Consider the following 17,836-nt stretch of genomic DNA (forward strand, 5'->3'; position numbering starts at 1 on the left):
GCCTACGCAGAGGCAGGCTCAGGCAAGGGCGCGGGCGAGGTACGGGTTCGCCGTGGAGCGCACCGGGAGGCCGAGCGAGCCCGTGGCGACGGCCAGCGTCACCGCGTAGGAGGCCACCGCCCGCCGGACGTTCGGGGCGTCCAGGCCGGCACCCGTCACGATGCGGTCCAGGTCGACGTACGCGGAGCGCACGATCTCCAGGCGGCGGTACACCCGCCAGTCCTTGCGCCAGTCGCGGGTGTACTCGGCGGGCAGCAGGCGTTCCCAGCGCCGGAACATGCGGTCCCTGATCTCCGGCCGGGTGGGCGTGAGGTGCATGTGCCGCACCAGGTCGTAGAGGGGGTCGCCGACGACGGCCATCTCCCAGTCGATGATGGTCAGCGCCAGCCGGTCGTCGCGGCGTACGAGGTTCCAGGGGTTCAGGTCGCCGTGCAGGAGCGCGGGCTTGCGGTCGCTCACCTCGTGCCGGGAGAGCATCAGCTGCAGCCGGTCCGGGTCGGGCAGCCCGAGGTGCCGCGCCAGCTGCTGCGAGGCCTTCGGCAGGTCCCGCACCAGGGAGATCAGCTGGTCCCGCAGCCAGCGGTGGAACGCGCCCTCGCCGGCGGTCGGGTCGACCTGCTCGTACCTGACCCGCGTCAGCGCGCACAGCTGGTCCACCAGACCGTCCGCCTCGTGCGGCAGCAGGCCGTGCACGGGGTGGCTGGGGGGCCGGTCGACGTCCCGCGACCCCACGTAGGTGTGCAGGGCGATGGTGTCGCTCTGGCAGGTCTCGCCCAGGGCGAGCATCCGCGGCGCCGCCACCCCCACCGACGACTCCTCGATCGCGCGCAGCACGGCGTGCTCGCTGAGGAAACCGCGCTCCCGGCGGCACACGTCGGGCAGCTTCCGCCGTACGACCACCGGCGAGTCGAAGCCCGGCACCGCCACCACGGTGTTCAGGTGCGCGGTGCCCTTGAACACCCGGCCCGCGGGCGCGGCCCCCTCCGCCAGCAGAGCCTCCCGGACCGCCGCCGACGGGAAGTCGGGGCGCTCGGGCACTCGCCGGTCGGGGCGCCACTCGAACGCCTCCGCGATCCACGCCCGGCCGCCGATGTCCCCGTTCATCCGCGACACCAGCCACCGGAACAGGGCCTGCCGGATCTCGCCCTCTCGCGGCACACCGACGAGCCGCAGCGGTTCCGCCGCCGCTTCCAGGGCCCGGCGCACCTCGGCCGTCGCCTCGTCCAGGCTCGCCTGGGTGAACGATTCCTCCAGCGAGCGGGCGGCCCTCATCACGTCCGGGAAGACGGACTGCGCCCGCTCGAACGCCAGATAGTGCCGCAGATCCCGCGCCAGGCCGCTGACCGCGGCCGGGCGGACCTGCTGCATGGCCTCACCCCAGGCGTCGACCACTTCGGCCCACTGGTGCGCCGGGTAGCGCATCCGGACCAGGTGCGTCGCGAGGTCGTGCAGCGGGTCACCGTAGGTGGCGAGCTCCCAGTCGACGCAGATCAGGGGCGGGTCGCTCGCGTACGACACGATCACGTTGTCGCGGTGCAGGTCGGCGTGGAGCAGGCTGTACGGCCGACGGGACATCGCGGGCACCCGCTCGGCCAGGCCGGTGAGCGCGTCCTCGGGGACGCCGAGCGCCGCGAACAGTCCACCGAACGCGGCCGCGTTGGGCCGTCTGATCTGCCGGTCGGCCAGATGGGCCAGTGTCCGGAGGAAGCCCCGGCTGTCCGTGTCGTTGCGGGGCCAGACGGACGGCAGGGCGGGCAGCGCGCCCCGCCGTACGTGTGCCAACCGGGCGAGCAGACCGGCCAGGGCCCGCACCAGCAGGGTGTCGACGGGCTTGCCGTCGGCGCAGACGCTGGAGAGCGGAACGCCCTCCACGAAGCTGTGGACGGCGAACCCCTCGCCCTTGACCAGGCATTCCGGAGCGTGCGGCAGGACCCCCCGGACGGCGCCGAGGATCTCCGCCTCGTCCTGCCACGTCCGGATGACGACGGGCAGCGCGTCGGGACGCCGGATCCGGACCGTCACCGACGTCCCCGCCTCACGACCGACCAGGCGGGCCATGCCCTCCGTGAGCGGAAGGACGTAGTTCCGGTTGTGGTGGCCGCTGGTCGCCACACCCAGCTCGGCGGCCTGTTGCACGAAGGTCCGGCAGGTGGCGTCGTGCGAGGCGCGCTCCCCGAGAAGAAGGCGGGAAGGTGAGGGTGCGCCCACGGGCCGCTCCGGAAGTACGAGAAGGGGGGACGGTAAGGCAAACGGTAGGTTCGCGGTCGGTACCGCGCGCGGCGGAGTGCGCCATCACGGGTTGTTTGCCACTCATCCGGATGAGCGTGCGCGAGCTTGTTCGATGGCGGCCGGTCGGCCCTTTCCCATACGAACGAGGACGAGCGTTTGACTCAATCGCCGCACGGTGCGCGAATGCTACACCCAGCGGCCCCTCCCCCCTTCGGTCTCCGGAGCGCCTTTCGTGGCGGGTCACCACCCATTGAATAGACGCGACGACTCGTCTAGTCTCCAGGTTAGACGCAACGGTAAGTCTCGGCATGTGCCGCGCCTTTCCGCACTCCATCGCTCACGAGAGGCCACTTCAGTGGGGAACTCGACCGTCCGCGCCGTCGACCGGACCGGCGCTGAAGTAAGGGCACGCGGCGGCGGCCTCGCCGTGTTCAGCGTGGCTTTCGCCTTCTGGATCACCATGGCGGGCACCACAGCGCCCACCCCGCTCTACCCGCTGTACGGCGAGGAGTTCGGCTTCACACCGTTCACCGTGACCGTCGTCTTCGCCGTCTACGCCCTCGGCGTCGTCCTCGGGCTGCTGGTCTTCGGCCGGCTCTCGGACCAGGTGGGACGCCGCCCCGTCCTGGTCGCGGCCACCCTGCTGTCCGTGGTCGCCGCGGTGGTATTCCTGCTGGCCCACAGCGTCGCCGCGATGCTCGTCGCCCGGGTCGTGTCCGGCTTCTCCGCGGCCCTGGTGACCGGCGCCGCCACCGCCTCCCTCGCCGAGCGGCTCGGGCAGCACAGCCGCATCAAGCCCGCCACCCTCGCGTTGTTCGCGAACATGGGCGGCCTCGCCTGCGGCACGCTGATCGCGGGGATCCTGGCGGACCTCGCGCCCTCCCCGCTGCGCACCCCCTGGGTCGTCATGCTCGCCCTCGCCGCCATCGGCATGCTCGGTGTCCTCGTGAACCAGGAGAGCTCCGCCCACCGTTCCGGTTTCTCGCTGCAGGTCCAGCCGCTGCACGTCCCCGCCGAGATCCGCTCGGACTTCCTGCGCTCCGCGATGGCGGCGGGCGCCGGCTTCGCCGTGCTCGGCGTCCTGACCGCCGTGACGGGCCTGTTCCTGGGGACGGTGCTGCACGAGTCCAGCCACGCCCTCACCGGACTCGTGGTCTTCATCGCCTTCGCCTGTACCGCCCTCGGCCAGCTCCTCGTCCGCACCCTCAAGCCCGCCACCGCCCTGCCCGCCTCGTGCCTGGGCCTGATCGTCGCGGCCGGCCTGATCGCCGCCGCGATGGCCACCAGCACCCTGGCTCCTCTGCTGGTCGGTGCCGCGGTCAACGGACTGGCGACGGGTATCGCCGTCGGTCACGGCATCGGCGGCATCACCACGCGCAGCGCCCCCCAGCACCGGGGCGCCTCGGTCTCCACCTTCTTCGCCATCCTCTACTCGATGCTGGCGGTGCCCGCGATCGGCGTGGGCGTCCTGATCCGCGAGACCAGCCTGCGCCCGGCCGGCGAGACGTTCAGCGCGGTGGTCGCCGCGCTCTCCCTCGGCGTCCTGCTCAGCCTGGTGCGGACCGGCCGGAAGGCGGCCTGAGCGGGCCTGCCGTGAACCGTTGCACGGCGGACCCGCTGTGCCAGAATCACAACGACGGACACGATGCGAAGGGTTGACGGAACCATCAGCGCCACGCGGAAACCACCACCGGCCTGCGAGAAGACCACGGTCGTCAGCCGAACCGGCCCACGCCGCAGCGAGAGCGTCCGGCTCGCGGTGCTGCACGCCGCGGACGACCTCCTGGTCGAGAGGGGCTTCGCCGCCCTGACCATCGAGGGCATCGCCCAGCGCGCGGGGGTGGCCAAGCAGACGATCTACCGCTGGTGGAAGTCGAAGGTCGACATCCTCCTCGACACCCTCACCGACGACGCCCGCGAGGCCCTGGAGTGGCGCGCGGACGAAGGTCGCGGCGTCGAGGAGACCCTGACCTCCCATCTGCAGCGGGTGGCCGACTTCTTCGAGGAGCCCGCCGGCCAGGTGCTGCTGGCCCTCCTGGGCCACGCCCAGTTGGACAGCGAGACGGCCGCGTCGCTGCGGGCCGGGTTCCTGAAGGAGCAGCGGGAGCGCGACATGGCCGGCCTGCGCGATCTCCTCGCCCGCGACCAGGACCTGGCCTTCGACGACCGCACCCTCGACCACCTCGTGGATCTGCTGCTCGGTCCGCTGTACTACCGGGTGCTGGTCTCGGGTTCCCCCATCGACAAGGATCTGGTGGAGACGACGTCCCGTCTCGTCCTCGCGCTCGCCCGCGAGCCGTCGACCCGGAACCCCTGACCTCGGACCCCGGACCGACCCGTGCGAGTGGCCCCCGGCGTGGTCGTCGGGGGCCACCGGCACGCGACGATCAGTGCAGGCTGATGCAGCCGCTCCTGATCCCCTCGATAACCGCTTCGGTTCGTGATGCCGCGCCCAGCTTGATGAAAATCGAGTGCAGATGGACCTTGACGGTGCGCTCGGAAATCCCGAGCAACCGGGCGACCATCCTGTTGGAGTTCCCCTCCTTGATCCCGTTCAGGACCTGACGTTCCCGCGGCGTGAGTGTCGATACCGTTCTGGCCGCCACGCGATCTGACGCCACCTGCTCGGGCTCCAGAGTGGACACTAATCCCTCGGACGTCTGACGGGATGCGCGAGACATGTACTTCCCCCTGCCATGCATGGTCATCACCCATCAAGACACGCACGCGAGCACCATTGCCCACGCAGCCGCATCTTCAACGATTACTCGTCGCGAAAACAGTATATGGGCGTCACCGAAAACCGTGGATTAAACGTGGGTTACTTCACACGCAAAGGTTGCATTCTAAACTTCCCTCAAACCGAACCGCGCGGGCGGTCGGAAGCAATGATTCCCCCCAAAGAAAATGCGTGTTGCATACATCGCACTGGATAAAGTGTCGAACGATCAATAAAATGCACCTCATCATTCGTTTTCCTGCGGGGAGGTGAGCCGTGGTCTGCCTGGTCGCTGCGCGGTGCCGCTTCGAGCAGTGCTCGACACGATCGCAGCCGACCAGCAGCGAGTGGACGCCGTCGAACAGCCGAAGCTTTTCGAGAACATCAGGAATCGGCGGTTCGGGAAATCCGTACACCGTGAAAGCCCCGGCTGCGCCCGGTGACGGTGGACAGTTCCAGCCCCCGCCCGTCGGCGACGGAGACGGAGTTCGATCTCGGAGCTTCAGTCGAACGCCGTCAACACCTTATAGACATCGCCCCCCGCCGTGCTGCTGAATTTTGCCGCGAGGGCGCTGTTTCTCGCGCTTTTTCGCCGGTACGGACCGCGAGGAAAGCCGTTTCCGACTCCCCGGCATTCCGCCACTCCGGAATGCGCGCCGGGACCCTCGGTCCGTCCTGGCGGGCCTGGGCACAGCCCTGCGCGGACCGCGGCACAGATGCGGGAGGCTTTCCCCACGGGAATGGCCGAGTCGTTGCGGTTGATCGGTCCCTTGTTGCTGCCGGCGGCGCTCCCGGTCATAGCGTGGCTGCGTCCCCACGCCGGAGAGCCGACCACGTCCCAGGAGAAGCCTTGAGCACAACCGGTGTCGACGATCCCGGCCAGGACGGCGACTGGGCGGGCACGCTGCCCGGTGCCCTGGCGTCTCATGTGGACCTGCGGCTGCTGCCCGCCCTGGACGCCCTGTTGCAGGAGGGGAGCGTCACCGGGGCGGCCGAGCGGCTGGCGCTGTCCCCGCCCGCCATGAGCCGTGCGCTGTCCAAGATCCGGCGCGCGCTCGGCGACCCCGTGCTGGTGCGGGCCGGGCGCGGTCTGGTCCCCACGCCGAGGGCGCTGGAACTCCAGCCCAGGGTGCGGGCCCTGATGCGGGAGGCCGAAGCCCTCCTCGCCCCGAGCCGGCAGGAGGACCTCTCGCAGGTCAGCAGGACCCTGACCATCGTCGCGGACGAGGCCTACGCCGCGGTGCTGGCCCCGGCGCTGCTGAACCGGGCGAGCGCCGAGGTGCCGCTCGCCCGGTTCACGTTCACGGTGGAGAGCAGCCACGGCAGCGCGCCGCTGCGGGAGGGCGCCGTGGACATCGAGGTGGGGATCATCGACGAGTGCAGCCCGGAACTGCGCGTCGAACCGCTCTTCGAGGACCGGTTCGTCGGAGTGGCGCGATCCGGACATCCTCTGCTGGGCGCGGCGGTGAGCGCGCAGGCGTTCGCCTCGGTCCGGCACGTCAGCGTCTCCCGCAAGGGCCGTATGACGGGCCCGATCGACGGTGCGCTGCACGCGCGCGGTCTGCGACGGGACGTCATCGCCTCCGTGCCGAACTACGGTGAGGCGCTGCTGATGATCGCGTCGAGCGACCTGGTGACCGCGATGCCCCACTCCCTCGCCGCCAGCGCACGGCAGTCCGTGGGCATCGAGCTGTTCGACCTTCCGGTGGTGACCGACCCCATCAGCATCTGCCTGGCCTGGCACCCCCGCCACGAGACCGAGCCCGTGCACGTGTGGCTGCGGCACGCCGTCCGCGCCGCGCTCACCCGGTCGGCGCCCCCGGCCCGGCCCGGCGGACGGTGCTCAGGCCCGCCCGCCGGTCAGGAAGCGGACCGGGCCGTCGAGCAGGACGTCGACGGCCGACGGTGACGGCCGCGGCCCCGCCCCGTCGCCGGGACCGCCCCGCTCCACGGCGGCGCCGACGACCGCGCCCACCAGGAGCCGGGCGGCGAGCCGGGGAGCGATGTCGCCGCGCACGTCGCCCTGCGCCACGGCCCGCTCGTACAGATCGGCCAGCCGCCGGACCACCTCCTCACGGCACACGGCGTCGGGGGCCGGCGGGGGCTCACCGTCCGGTCCCCAGAACAGGGCGTACCGGCCCGGGCCGGCCGCCGCCGCACCGGCCAGCCCGCGCAACAGCCCGGTGAGTTCGTCGACGGGCCGGCCCGTCCCGGCCGCGCTCGCGGCCAGCAGGGCCCGCACGTCCGCGCGGACCGGCCCGGTGATCGCTCGCAGCAGCTCGGCCTTGCCCGTCACATGGCGGTACAGCGCCGCCTTGGTGAAGCCGAGACGGGCGGCGATGTCGCTCATGCTCGTCGCGTCGTAGCCCCGCTCGTGGAACAAGGCCGTCGCGGCCGTGAGGACGTCCTCACGGCCGCGACGGAGTCGGGGCGGCGGTGTCGCCGCCCCGGCCGGTGGCGGGTTCACCGCGGTGACCGCCCCCGGCACATCTCCAGCAGCGCCTCGGCGACGCCCGCTCCGCCCTCTCCCAGCTCCTCGGCGTACCGGCCCCGGATGGAGACCTCGCGCCCGGAGTCGACGTGGGAGCCGCCGCTCCCGGTACGGATCCGCTGGATCTCCCGGGAGGTCTCCAGCCGCTGCTTGAGGGTGCCGATGAGGAAGCGGTCCAGGGCGTCGATCTGTTCGCGCAGCCGGGCGATGTCCCCGGACGCGGGCTCCGTCGAGCCGCCTGCCTCGGAGGTGATCTCGGTGTGCATCGTCTCGCTCCGTTCGTACGACGGGACATGGGCCGCCGTGGGGTACGACCCGAGGGACCTCAGCCCGGGCACGCGCAGCCGCAGCAGGCCGACGGCGCGTGCGGTCGCGGGCCGGTCGGTGCCGCCCGGGCAGTCGGCGAACAGGACCGATCCGCCGCGCCCGTCGGACACGGTCCGCAGGGACACGGCCCGCAGGAAGGGGTGGCGCCGCAGGCCGTCCACCAGCCCGTCGACGTCCTCCGGCGGGCCCGGGAGACGCCCGACGAGCGAGGTGCGACCGTGACGGGCCGGGTGCCGGGCGCCCGGTCCGCCGGGGCGCGCGCACAGCAGGAACCGGGTGGCCGCGCCGGCGGTGTCCTGTATCCCGGTGAACAGGACCTGGAGACCGTAGTGGGCGGCGGTGAAGTCACCGGCCACGGCGGCGTCGCACTCCCCGTCCCTGACCCGGCGCGCGGCCTCGGCGTTCGACGGCGCCGGGATCCACCGCGCCCGCGGCAGGCGCCTGTCGAGCCATCCCGCGACCTGCGTCCCGGCGTGCGGATGACCGCTCACCGTGCCCACCCGCGCGAGGGGGGTGCCGGGGCGGACCAGCAGGGCGAATGCGACGGGGAGCACGACCTCTCTGAGCACGGTCAGCGCGGGTGACTCCGCGAGCGCGCGCACCGTGTCCGCGACGACGCCGGCCACCGTGTTGTGCACGGGCAGCATCGCCGCGTCCACGGCGCCCCGGCGCACCAGGGCCAGGGCGTCCGCGGCGGTGGCGGCCGGTGCCAGCGGGGAGCCCGCGGCCTCCGGGAGCGAGCGCAGGGCCAGCTCGGTGAAGGTGCCCTCCGGGCCCAGATAGGCGAACCGCCGCCCCGGGTACGGGAGTCGACCCGGCGCGGGCCGCGCCCGGTGGTCCGGTGCCGGCGTCCTCATGTCACGCGCTGGCCAGAGCGGCGTCCATGGTGCTCGCCACCGCGCTCTTGGCCCGCCGCAGTTCCTTGTCCTCCAGCAGCCCCGGGGCGAACGCGGCCGCGTCGATGGTGACGGTGGCCGCGACCCGTCCGGCCTGCTCCACCTCCACCGTCGTGCGGAAGGTGAGCCGGCTGGGTTCGGACACCTCGGACTCGTCCACCGTCAGCCGCAGGGTGGCGCCGACGGGGAAGAGGAAGTTGGAGAAGGTGGTGTTCATGGAGTTGAGGACGATGTAGTAGCGCTGCTGCGGCCAGCGGGCCGTGAAGTAGTGCTCCACCACCGCGACGAGCATCTGGCGGGCCGCCTCCACGGCCACCATGCCCTGGACGTGCACGCGGTCCTGGACGTCCACGAGCAGTTCGTTGTGGTCGTGGAGGCGGAGAGCGGCCTCGTAGGTGGTGTCGTCGGCCTGGGTGAGTCCGGCGACCAGCACGTTGTCCTCGCGCGCCTTGTGCAGGTCCTGGCGCCGGGCGGGCTGCCCGGCGGAGTGCACCAGCACGATCCGGTCGTCCAGCTGCCGCCGGGTGACGGCGTCCTGGAGGTAGGAGATCTCGAACTCCCCGATGCCCTGGCCGGCGACCACGCGCACCGGCCCCTCGACGGTGTCCAGGTCGCCCGCGTCGAGCGAACGGGCCAGGCGCGAGAACGTCTCGGCGCCGACGGCCTCGGCGAAGTCGCGGAACCGGTCGCCGACGACGAGTCGGGAGGTGGCTGAGCTGCTCATGAACATGCCTCCTGGCGGGGGAAGGCCGCGGTCATGCGGAGCCGCGGAAGTGCATTCAGCGTGAAGTCCCCGAAAGGGGCCCGCCAGTCGCCTGTTGGGAGTAGGTACGAGGTACTAGCCGTATCGGCCGACTGCCGTCGCCACGGCGCGGCGCGAATGCTGGTGCGGGGTCACAGGCTCCCGGCCGCCGGTGTGCGCACGGGAGCCACGGCCCCCTGTCCCCGCGGCCGAAGGAGCCTCATCCCCATGTCAGTTCTTGATCCGCCGGGCGTCGCCGAGGACGACGTGACGGCCATGCTGGTCCAAGGGTGACGCCCCTTCGGCCGTCCTGCCGCCGCACGACTCCAATGGCAGGACGGCGTTCACAGGAGGACGCATGGCCACGACAACGGGCACCCGGGAGTTCACCCTGCCCGACCTGGGCGAGGGCCTCACGGAGGCGGAGATCGTACGGTGGCTCGGCGCCGAGGGCGACGGAGGGCGAGAGCCCCGACTGGGGCGGCCGCTCCTGTCGATCGGCGCGCCGCCGGCACCGTCGACACTCCGGCCCGGCCGCACGGGACCGGGGCGGGACCGGTGCCGGTGATCTCCCCGCTGGTGCGCAGGCCGGCCAGGGAGCGCGGCCTGGACCTGCGTACGGTCCGGGGCAGCGGACCGGGCGGACTCGTCCTGCGCCGGGACGTCGAGGCGCCCCGGGATCCGTCCCCGGTGCACACCGGCCGGGCCGAGGACGTGCCCGCGTCGCCGTCGTCGCCTCAGGAACACCGCGTACCGGAAGCCGTGCGCGTCCCCTTGCGGGGTGCGCGCCGCACGATCGCGGACAAGCTGGCGCGCAGCCGCCGCGAGATCCCCGACGCCACCACCTGGGTGGACGTGGACGCCACTCGGCTGCTGGACGTCAAGCGGCACCTCGCGGCACCCGACGAGGAGCGGATCTCCCTCCTCGCCCTCCTGGCGCGGGTCTGCGTCGCGGCCTCGCCCGGTACCCGGAGCTCAACGCCACCGTGGACGCCGACCGCCAGGAGATCGTCCGCCTCACCGCCCGCGCCCGGGAGGGGACACTGACTCCCGCCGATCTGGTCGAACAGCCCGCGGGACTCCTCCGGTTGCTGTGAGGGGGGAGCGGGCGCAACCTGCTCAACGGCGCTCCGTCAGCGGGACCGGTACGCGTGCAGGGTGACGTGCTCGGGCTCGCCGGGCCGGGCGGGGGCCGGGGCGGCGGCGCGTTCGGTGGCGGCCTCCGCCGGACGCAGCCCGGTGAGACAGCGCTGGGCCAGCTTCTGGTACTGGGCCGTGCCGTTGCCCTTCCAGGCGATCTCGTCGGCCGTGAGCTCGCGCACCACCTTGGCCGGGCTGCCCGCCACCAGGTGCCGCTCCGGCACCCGGAAGCGGGACTTGACGAAGCTGCCGGCCCCGACGAAGGCCTGCTCTCCCACGACGACGCCGTCCATCAGGACGGACTTCATGCCGATGAGGCTGTCCCGGCCCACCCGGCAGCCGTGCAGCACACTCCCGTGGCCGACGTGCCCGTCCTCCTCCACGACCGTCTCAGCGCCGGGGAAGCAGTGCAGGACACAGCCGTCCTGGACGTTGGAGCCCGCCCGGAGTGCGATGTGCCCGAAGTCGCCCCGCAGGCTGGCGAGGGGGCCGACATAGCACCCGGGTCCGATGTCGACCGACCCGATCAGTACGGCGTCGGGGTGCACGAACGCCGTGGGATGCACGACGGGGACGTGCCCTTCGAAGGAGTAGATCCTTGCCATGTGTCGCTCACCGTTCGTCGATGGGGGGTCGGGCCGGTCAGGTCGTCGCGGGCGCGGCCGGGGTTCCGGCCGGTGCCGTGTCAGGGCGCAGGGAGCCGAGGGGGTCGTGCCCGTGGATCCAGGCGAGGTCGTCGGGCAGGCCGGCCAGGCGGACGTTGCGGGCCTCGGCCTCGGGTCCGTCGGGCAGCTGGAAGCAGCCTGCGTTCTTGCGGGAGCCCGCCTGCAGGAGCCGGGTGCGCGGTCGGCGCAGGCGCTCGTAGGCGCGCAGGGCCGAGGGCACACCGCCGGCGTCCGTGCCCGCCAGGAGGTGGGCGAGGACCACCGCGTCCTCCAGGGCCTGGTTGGCTCCCTGACCGTGGTGCGGCAGCATCGCGTGCGCGGCGTCGCCCAGCAGGGTCACGGGGCCGGAGCTCCAGGCACGCTGCGGTTCCCGGTCGTACAGCGCCCAGCGGCCCGGGCGTTCGCAGGCTTGGAGGATCCCGGTGACGAACGGGTGCCAGCCGTCGAAGGCGGCCAGCAGTTCCGCGGCGTCGCCCTCCGTGGACCAGGACTCGACGGTCCACGTGCGGTCGGGCACGACGGCCAGGAAGTTCAGCGCGCTGCCGTCCGCCACCGGGTAGGCGATGAAGTGCCGGCCCGGTCCGAGCCACAGCCACAGGACCGGCTCGGCGAGTTCGGGAAGGTGCCGCAGCCGGTCCATGGGGACCAGGGCGCGGTATCCGCTGGTCCCCGAGAACACGGCCTCGTCGGGACCGAAGAGGCTGTGGCGGACCGCGGAGTGGATGCCGTCCGCCCCGACGACCGCGTCGGCCTCCGCCTCGCTGCCGTCCTCGAAGCGGATCACCGCGCCGCCGGCCGTCTCCTCCACATGGGTGCAGCGCGCGCCGAGGCGGACGTGCTCCGTGCCCAGTTCGGCGAGCAGGGCCTGCTGGACGGCCGCCCGTTCCACGGTCCAGAAGGGGGCGCCGAAACGTTCCTCGTACATGCCGGTGAGGCGGTGCGACACCATCGACCGGCCGGTGCGCCAGTGCCGGAAGTCGGCCCGTACGGGCTGGGCGGCCGCCGCGGTCAGCCGCTCGGCGACGCCCAGTTCCCGCAGGGCCCGGTGTCCGTTCGCGCCGATCGCGATCCCCGCTCCCAGGTGGGTCAGCTTCCGCGCCTGTTCGTGGACGACCACCTCGACGCCCTGCCGCCGCAGTCCGAGCGCGACGGCCAGACCGCCGATGCCGCCGCCCACCACCGCCACATACGGGCGTTTCCCGGCCATGGCGTCTCCTCTCCCGTTCGTTGCTGGGGGTCTCCGGTGTGGGCTCACCTCGCCGGTGCGACCTCGGTGAAGGTGCCGCGGTGGAAGACCAGGGGCTCGTGGTCGCGGCCGACGGCGCCCAGGACCCGTCCGACGACGAGGACGTGGTCGCCGAGCGTCTGGGTGAGGTGCAGGGCGCATTCGAGCGTTCCGGGCCCGTCCGGCAGGACCAGGCAGCCGGTGTGCGGTCCGACGGCCCAGTCGGCGGCCTGCTCCACCGGCGGGCGCTGCGCCGCGGGTGTGGTGAGGACGCCGACCAGGGAACGCGCCCGGTGGCCGAGGAACGACACGGCCCACTGGCCGGACGTCCGCACACGCCGCAGGAAGGTCGAGTCGTCGCGCAGGTACATCGACACGAGCGGCGGGTCGAGGGAGACCGAGGTGAACGAGTTCACCGCGATGGCGTCGTGGCGTACTCCGGACCGGGTCTCGAAGCGGGTGGACACCGCGCACACACCGGTCACGAACTGTCCGAGGACGTGCCTGAGATGGGCCGTGTCCGGCAGGACGGAGACTCCGGGCGGTGCGGCGGGGCCGCCCGGAGCGGGGGTACGGCTGCTCACCGCGCGGCCTCGACGGGGGCGGCCGTCCCGGTGTTGGGGGTGCCGGTGCCGATGACGGTGGTGTCCTTGACGTTGACGAGGTCCGGCACCTTCCAGCCGTTCTCGTCGTACTCCGACAGGCACTGGTCGACGAGCTGCTTGTAGTCGTCGAACTTCCCGGAGGCCTGCTGGGCGTGGAGGGCCTCGAAGCGGATCTGCTCGTGGTTGCCGGCGTAGTTCATCTCGTACAGCTCCCAGCGGGCCCCGAACTCGGTGCCGACCGCGTCCCACGCCAGCTTCATCAGCTTCACCCGGTCGATCGCTTCCACGCCCAGGCCCCGGACGTACCTGTCCAGATAGGGCCGGACCTCGGGGTTCGACCAGTCGACGGCGTGGGAGTTGTTGTAGATCAGCGCGCTGCCGAGGTCCCGCAGGAAGATCTCGCGCACCTTCGGGAAGATCGACGAGGACAGGACGCGGAAGGCCAGCGCGGTCTCGCCGTTGGGGGTGACGGTGCCGTCGGGCCACTTGGTGGGGTTCTCGGCCATGGAGTCGACCAGGGCCCAGAACATGTTGCGATAGGCGAGCACCTCACCGAGCCGGCTCTGCACGCCGCGGAACTCCGAGGTGCCCGTGGTCTCCAGGCACTTGGCGAGCAGACCGGTCAGGAAGTCCATCTTCACGGCGAAGCGGACACAGGCGTGGAACATGGCGCGGTAGAAGAAACCGGACCCGTAGAAGAAGTTGTTCGCCTTGTCCACGTCGTAGCAGAAGACGTTCTCCCAGGGGATCAGCACCTCGTCGAAGACGAGGATGCCGTCGTTCTCGTCCAGGCGGCTGCTGAGCGGCTGGTCGAAGGGGCTGCTGACGGTGGCCGAGGCGAACTCGTACGACGGCCGGGAGATGATCTTCAGGCCGGGGCTGGCGGTCGGCACGATGAAGTACGCGGAGAACTCCTTGGCGCCCTTGGGGATGACCCCGTAGCTGCCGATGAAGATGTGCTGCGTGAGCGCCGCGCCGGTGCCGACCACCTTGGCACCGGACACCACGAGGCCGGCGTCGGTCTCCCGGTCCACCGTCAGCATCACGTCCTTGAGTTCGGTCAGCCCCCGGTTGCGGTCGATCGGCGGGTTGACGATGCCGTGGCCGATGAACAGCACGTTCTCCTGCGCCTTGCGGTACCACGCGGACGCGTTGTCCTCGAACGGCGCGTAGTGCTCCTTGTTCGACCCCAGGGTGGACAGGAACGCGGCCTTGAAGTCCGGCGTGCGGCCCAGCCAGCCGTACGTCATGCGCGCCCACTCCTCCATGGCCCGGGCGGAGGCGCGCAGGTCGCCGGAGGTGTACGGGGCCTTGAAGTAGGGGTGCGTGAAACCGCCGTTGCCGGTGTCGGTGGGGACGACCAGTTTGCTGTTGCGCGCAGGGTCGTGGAGCGCGTCGAAGAGCCGGGCGACCATGCGTGAGTTGTTGCGGAAGGCCGCGTGGCTCGTGACGTCCCGCACCTTCTCGCCGTAGATCCTCACGTCCCGGCCGTCCCGGAGGCTCTCGAGGTACTCGTCCCCGGTCTGCGGACGGGACACGGACCCGGACGGGCTGGCGGTGCTGCTCATGCGGAATCACCTTTCGAGCCGGTGGCGTGGAGGAATGCGGCGCCGGACCGCGCCCGCCGCCGAGTGCCGACGACGGTGTGCGCCTGCCGAAATGCTCCAGGAGTGCGACCGGCCCCGACAGTCGGCCGCTGGGGCTAGTACGCGGGTAGTAGATCCGCCCTTCTAGCCACAACGACCCACTGCCGGGGCCCGGCGGCCGCGTGACAGGCTGCGCCCACCGCAAACCCGTGCCGTGCCCTCGGAACAACCCGTGCCGTGCCCTCGGAACAGAAGGCGTTGAGGTTTCAGCGTGAAATCCCTGGAGATGGACGAGAACTCACTGTCCGAGCCCGCTGCCGAAGCGTGGCGGGCGCTGCCCGCGGCGCAGCAGCCCGACTGGCCCGATCCCGTGGCGCTGCGGACCACCCTGTCGGCCCTGTCCACCGCGCCTCCCCTGGTGTTCGGCAGGGAGTGCGACACCCTGCTCGACCGTCTCGGAGAGGTGGCCCTCGGCCAGGCCTTCCTGCTCCAGGGCGGCGACTGCGCGGAGACCCTGGACTCGGTGAGCGCGGAGTCGGTCCGCACCAAGCTGGAGGTCCTTCTCCAGATGGCCGCCGTGCTGACGTACGCGGCCGGTGTCCCGGTGGTCAAGGTCGGCCGGATCGCCGGCCAGTACGCCAAGCCCCGTTCGCAGCCCACCGAGACCCGCGGCGGGGTGACGCTGCCCTCGTACCGGGGCGACGCCGTCAACGGGCTGGAGTTCACCGCCGAGGCCCGCACCCCCGACCCGGCCCGGCTGGAGCGCGTCTACCACGCGTCCGCCGCGACGCTCAACCTGCTGCGCGCCTTCACCGCCGGCGGGCACGCGGACCTGCACCGGGTGCACGAGTGGAACCGTGACTTCGTCGCCCTGTCCGCAGCGGAACGCCGCTACGCGCGGCTGGCGGACGAGATCGACGCGGCGCTCGCGTTCATCCGGGCCTGCGGCATGAGCACCTCGACCCTGCGCACCACGGAAGTGTTCGCCAGTCACGAGGCGCTGCTCCTCGACTACGAGTCGGCCCTGGTGCGCACGGACCCCGACACGGGGCGGCGGTACGCGCTGTCCGGGCACCTGCTGTGGATCGGCGAGCGCACCCGCCAACTCGACGGCGCGCACGTCGCGTTCGCCGCCGGCGTCAGCAACCCCCTCGGCGTCAAGCTGGGGCCCGGAGCCGCAGTCGACGACGTGCTGACCCTGGTGGACCGGCTGGACCCGCACCGCACCCCGGGCCGGCTGACGTTCATCGCGCGGATGGGGCGGGGCCGGGTGCGCGACCGGCTGGCCGCCCTGGTGGAGGCGGTGCGTGCGGAGGGCGCCCGGGTGGTGTGGGTGTGCGACCCGATGCACGGCAACACCTTCACCGCGACGAGCGGCCACAAGAGCCGGCGTTTCGAGGACGTCCTGGACGAGATCACGGGCTTCTTCGAGGTGCACCGGGCGCTGGGCACGCATCCCGGCGGGGTGCACGTGGAGCTCACCGGCGAGGACGTCACCGAGTGCGTGGGAGGGAGCAACGAGGTCCTCTCCGAGGATCTGCACCTGCGGTACGAGACCGCGTGCGACCCCCGCCTCAACCGGGGGCAGTCGATGGACCTGGCGTTCCGGGTCGCCGAGTGGTTCAGCGCCGAGAAACGCCGCCTCGGCCGCCCCCGCCCCGAGCCCGCCTCCGTCCGTCCCGCGAGCGTGCCGGTGTACGCGGCGTCCCTCCGCTGACTCCCGGTCCCGGCCGCTGCCGGACCCCCGAGGCGCCCGCCCCTCCGAAGCATCCGAGACATCCGAGACGAAGGAGCACTCACCGTGCGGCACTTCGAGCACTTCCGCGTCGGCGGCACCTACGAGCTGGGGGCCACGCGGCTCACCAGCGAGGACATCATGGGCTACGCGCGTGTGTGGGACCCGATGCCCTTCCACCTGGATCCCGAGGCGGCGGCCCGCTCCCCCTTCGGCGGCCTCGTGGCCAGCGGCTGGCACACCGGTGCCGTGGTCATGGGGCAGTTCGTCCGAGCGCTGCTCGCGGACTCCGCCTGCCAGGGTTCCTACGGCATGGACGAGGTCCGGTTCCTGCGCCCGGTGCGCCCCGGCGACGAGCTGCACGGACGGGCCACGGTGGAGGAGGCCGCGCCGCATCCCCGGCGCCCGGACACGGGGACGGTCCGTTTCGTCGTCGAGGCGGACAACCAGGAGGGGGAACCGGTGTACCGGATGCGGACGCGGCTGCTGTTCGGCCGCGCGGAGACCAGCGGCACCCGGCACGAGGACGCGGTCACACGCCGCTGACGCACAGCGCACAGATCGCCGGGCGCAGAGCGCCGACGGCTTCCTCCCCGCCCCACGACTCCCGTTTCCCTTCGGACCTCCCCCCGATCCGGGGGGAAACGGGATCAAGCCACCACCCTCACGGAACCCAGCCCCCACCGCACCTGGCGGATTCCCGGACTTTGACCATACGCACCGTTGCGTCTAGTCTCGATGCGTCGATCTTCCCGGCCGGTCCTCGCGACCGTCCCGGGGCAGGCGCCGCGACGCGACGAGGAGGGCACGCCATCAACGCCCCACACGACACCCGGCAGCCGGCCGACGCTCCCGCGGCGCGCACCAGGAGCGGCCCGCGGCGCAGCGAGGCCGCCCGGGTCGCGGTCCTGCGGGCCGCCGACGACCTGCTGATGGACGTCGGCTTCCACGCGATGACGGTGAGCGCCATCGCCGAACGAGCGGGAGTGGCCAAGCAGACCATCTACCGGTGGTGGCCGTCGAAGGTGGCGATCCTCCTCGACGTCCTGGAGGAGGACCTGCACGACAAGGCGTCCTGGCCGGAGCTCCCGGACTCCGCACAGGCCGCTCTGGAGCAGCATGTGACACACCTGAGCCGGGTCTTCACCCAGTCCCCCACCGGTCACGTCCTGTTCGTGCTCATCGGCCACGCCCTGCACGACCCGACGACCGCCGCGGTCCTGCGCGACCAGGTGCTGGACCGGCAGCGGCAGTACGACCGCGCACACGTCCGGCGGGCCCTGGCCTCCCTCCCCCGCGCCACGGTGAGCCGGACAGAGGCGGACCGGCTTCTCGACCTGCTCGTCGGTCCCGCCTTCCACCGGGCCTTCACGACGGGACAGCCGCTGGACCCGCGGTTCGTCGAGCGCCTGACCGCAACCGTGCTGACCCGCCGACGTGAGGTTCCGTCGACCGCCCCCTCCCTCTGAAGGGCTG

General features: G+C 72.1%; 17 protein-coding genes. 8 read left to right on the top strand and 9 right to left on the bottom strand.

What is annotated here, in order from left to right; genetic code table 11:
- Positions 1-18 precede the first annotated feature (18 nt).
- Positions 19-2,208, bottom strand: a complete 2,190-nt coding sequence (locus ADK65_RS16285; RefSeq protein WP_107092305.1) for an aminoglycoside phosphotransferase family protein — start codon at positions 2,206-2,208, stop codon at positions 19-21.
- Positions 2,209-2,584: 376 nt separating this feature from the next.
- On the opposite strand from ADK65_RS16285, the gene ADK65_RS16290 reads away from it, so the two are divergent.
- The gene (locus tag ADK65_RS16290; RefSeq protein WP_063788021.1) at positions 2,585-3,811 is read left to right on the top strand and encodes an MFS transporter; all 1,227 of its coding nucleotides are present in this window, start codon (positions 2,585-2,587) and stop codon (positions 3,809-3,811) included.
- Between the two features lie 63 nt (positions 3,812-3,874).
- The gene (locus tag ADK65_RS16295; protein ID WP_078955999.1) at positions 3,875-4,546 is read left to right on the top strand and encodes a TetR/AcrR family transcriptional regulator; all 672 of its coding nucleotides are present in this window, start codon (positions 3,875-3,877) and stop codon (positions 4,544-4,546) included.
- 70 nt (positions 4,547-4,616) lie between these two features.
- Here the strand turns inward: ADK65_RS16295 and ADK65_RS16300 are convergent, their stop codons facing one another.
- Positions 4,617-4,874, bottom strand: coding sequence for a response regulator transcription factor (locus tag ADK65_RS16300; protein ID WP_159038789.1), 258 nt, complete (start codon positions 4,872-4,874; stop codon positions 4,617-4,619).
- 924 nt (positions 4,875-5,798) lie between these two features.
- On the opposite strand from ADK65_RS16300, the gene ADK65_RS16305 reads away from it, so the two are divergent.
- Positions 5,799-6,857: a LysR family transcriptional regulator gene (locus ADK65_RS16305; RefSeq protein WP_053670872.1), complete on the top strand. Its 1,059-nt coding sequence runs from the start codon at positions 5,799-5,801 to the stop codon at positions 6,855-6,857.
- Here the strand turns inward: ADK65_RS16305 and ADK65_RS16310 are convergent.
- The 3 genes from ADK65_RS16310 to ADK65_RS16320 are packed head-to-tail and all read right to left on the bottom strand — an operon-like array spanning position 6,792 to position 9,386.
- Entirely contained in the window at positions 6,792-7,415 is a 624-nt protein-coding gene (locus ADK65_RS16310) for a TetR/AcrR family transcriptional regulator (RefSeq protein WP_159038790.1), read from the bottom strand. The two genes, ADK65_RS16305 and ADK65_RS16310, sit on opposite strands and share 66 nt — an antisense overlap.
- Positions 7,412-8,623, bottom strand: a complete 1,212-nt coding sequence (locus tag ADK65_RS16315) for a chorismate mutase (protein ID WP_053670874.1) — start codon at positions 8,621-8,623, stop codon at positions 7,412-7,414. Before ADK65_RS16315 ends, ADK65_RS16310 begins: the two co-directional genes overlap by 4 nt.
- A 1-nt stretch (position 8,624) precedes the next feature.
- Positions 8,625-9,386, bottom strand: a complete 762-nt coding sequence (locus ADK65_RS16320; protein ID WP_159038791.1) for an AfsA-related hotdog domain-containing protein — start codon at positions 9,384-9,386, stop codon at positions 8,625-8,627.
- Positions 9,387-9,762: 376 nt separating this feature from the next.
- On the opposite strand from ADK65_RS16320, the gene ADK65_RS39930 reads away from it, so the two are divergent.
- A complete protein-coding gene (locus tag ADK65_RS39930; RefSeq protein WP_053670876.1) occupies positions 9,763-9,972 on the top strand; it encodes a hypothetical protein in 210 nt (69 codons plus the stop codon).
- Entirely contained in the window at positions 9,969-10,451 is a 483-nt protein-coding gene (locus ADK65_RS16330) for an E3 binding domain-containing protein (RefSeq protein ID WP_420709040.1), read from the top strand. The genes ADK65_RS39930 and ADK65_RS16330 overlap by 4 nt, the downstream gene beginning before the upstream one ends.
- 86 nt (positions 10,452-10,537) lie before the next feature.
- On the opposite strand, the gene ADK65_RS16335 is transcribed toward ADK65_RS16330, so the two are convergent.
- From ADK65_RS16335 to ADK65_RS16350, 4 genes are read right to left on the bottom strand one after another with little or no spacing between them, the layout of a single operon-like run.
- Entirely contained in the window at positions 10,538-11,149 is a 612-nt protein-coding gene (locus ADK65_RS16335) for a transferase hexapeptide repeat family protein (protein WP_053670878.1), read from the bottom strand.
- A gap of 37 nt (positions 11,150-11,186) precedes the next feature.
- Positions 11,187-12,416 (bottom strand): FAD-dependent monooxygenase, encoded by a 1,230-nt coding sequence (locus ADK65_RS16340; protein ID WP_053670879.1) that lies wholly within the window; start codon positions 12,414-12,416, stop codon positions 11,187-11,189.
- 44 nt (positions 12,417-12,460) lie between these two features.
- Positions 12,461-13,018, bottom strand: a complete 558-nt coding sequence (locus ADK65_RS16345; protein ID WP_053670880.1) for a flavin reductase family protein — start codon at positions 13,016-13,018, stop codon at positions 12,461-12,463.
- Positions 13,015-14,607 (bottom strand): 4-hydroxyphenylacetate 3-hydroxylase family protein, encoded by a 1,593-nt coding sequence (locus ADK65_RS16350; protein WP_053670881.1) that lies wholly within the window; start codon positions 14,605-14,607, stop codon positions 13,015-13,017. The genes ADK65_RS16345 and ADK65_RS16350 overlap by 4 nt, the downstream gene beginning before the upstream one ends.
- A 304-nt stretch (positions 14,608-14,911) precedes the next feature.
- Here ADK65_RS16350 and ADK65_RS16355 point away from each other — a divergent pair, with 304 nt between their 5' ends.
- The 3 genes from ADK65_RS16355 to ADK65_RS16365 all read left to right on the top strand — a co-directional run bounded on the left by ADK65_RS16355 (position 14,912) and on the right by ADK65_RS16365 (position 17,829).
- A complete protein-coding gene (locus ADK65_RS16355; protein ID WP_078956002.1) occupies positions 14,912-16,342 on the top strand; it encodes a class II 3-deoxy-7-phosphoheptulonate synthase in 1,431 nt (476 codons plus the stop codon).
- 84 nt (positions 16,343-16,426) lie between these two features.
- The gene (locus ADK65_RS16360; RefSeq protein WP_053670882.1) at positions 16,427-16,906 is read left to right on the top strand and encodes a MaoC family dehydratase; all 480 of its coding nucleotides are present in this window, start codon (positions 16,427-16,429) and stop codon (positions 16,904-16,906) included.
- Between the two features lie 161 nt (positions 16,907-17,067).
- Positions 17,068-17,829, top strand: a complete 762-nt coding sequence (locus ADK65_RS16365) for a TetR/AcrR family transcriptional regulator (protein ID WP_159038792.1) — start codon at positions 17,068-17,070, stop codon at positions 17,827-17,829.
- The last annotated feature ends 7 nt before the right edge of the window (positions 17,830-17,836 follow it).

Origin of the sequence: Streptomyces sp. NRRL B-1140 (assembly GCF_001280065.1) — a bacterium.
Taxonomy (GTDB): domain Bacteria; phylum Actinomycetota; class Actinomycetes; order Streptomycetales; family Streptomycetaceae; genus Streptomyces.

What these genes read in the sequence shown, in the direction of transcription:
- ADK65_RS16315 (WP_053670874.1), bottom strand. Translation starts at nt 8,623, where the DNA reads ATGAGGACGCCGGCACCGGACCACCGGGCGCGGCCCGCGCCGGGTCGA.
- ADK65_RS16295 (WP_078955999.1), top strand. Translation starts at nt 3,875, where the DNA reads ATGCGAAGGGTTGACGGAACCATCAGCGCCACGCGGAAACCACCACCG.
- ADK65_RS16340 (WP_053670879.1), bottom strand. Translation starts at nt 12,416, where the DNA reads ATGGCCGGGAAACGCCCGTATGTGGCGGTGGTGGGCGGCGGCATCGGC.
- ADK65_RS16350 (WP_053670881.1), bottom strand. Translation starts at nt 14,607, where the DNA reads ATGAGCAGCACCGCCAGCCCGTCCGGGTCCGTGTCCCGTCCGCAGACC.
- ADK65_RS39930 (WP_053670876.1), top strand. Translation starts at nt 9,763, where the DNA reads ATGGCCACGACAACGGGCACCCGGGAGTTCACCCTGCCCGACCTGGGC.
- ADK65_RS16355 (WP_078956002.1), top strand. Translation starts at nt 14,912, where the DNA reads ATGGACGAGAACTCACTGTCCGAGCCCGCTGCCGAAGCGTGGCGGGCG.
- ADK65_RS16335 (WP_053670878.1), bottom strand. Translation starts at nt 11,149, where the DNA reads ATGGCAAGGATCTACTCCTTCGAAGGGCACGTCCCCGTCGTGCATCCC.
- ADK65_RS16320 (WP_159038791.1), bottom strand. Translation starts at nt 9,386, where the DNA reads ATGAGCAGCTCAGCCACCTCCCGACTCGTCGTCGGCGACCGGTTCCGC.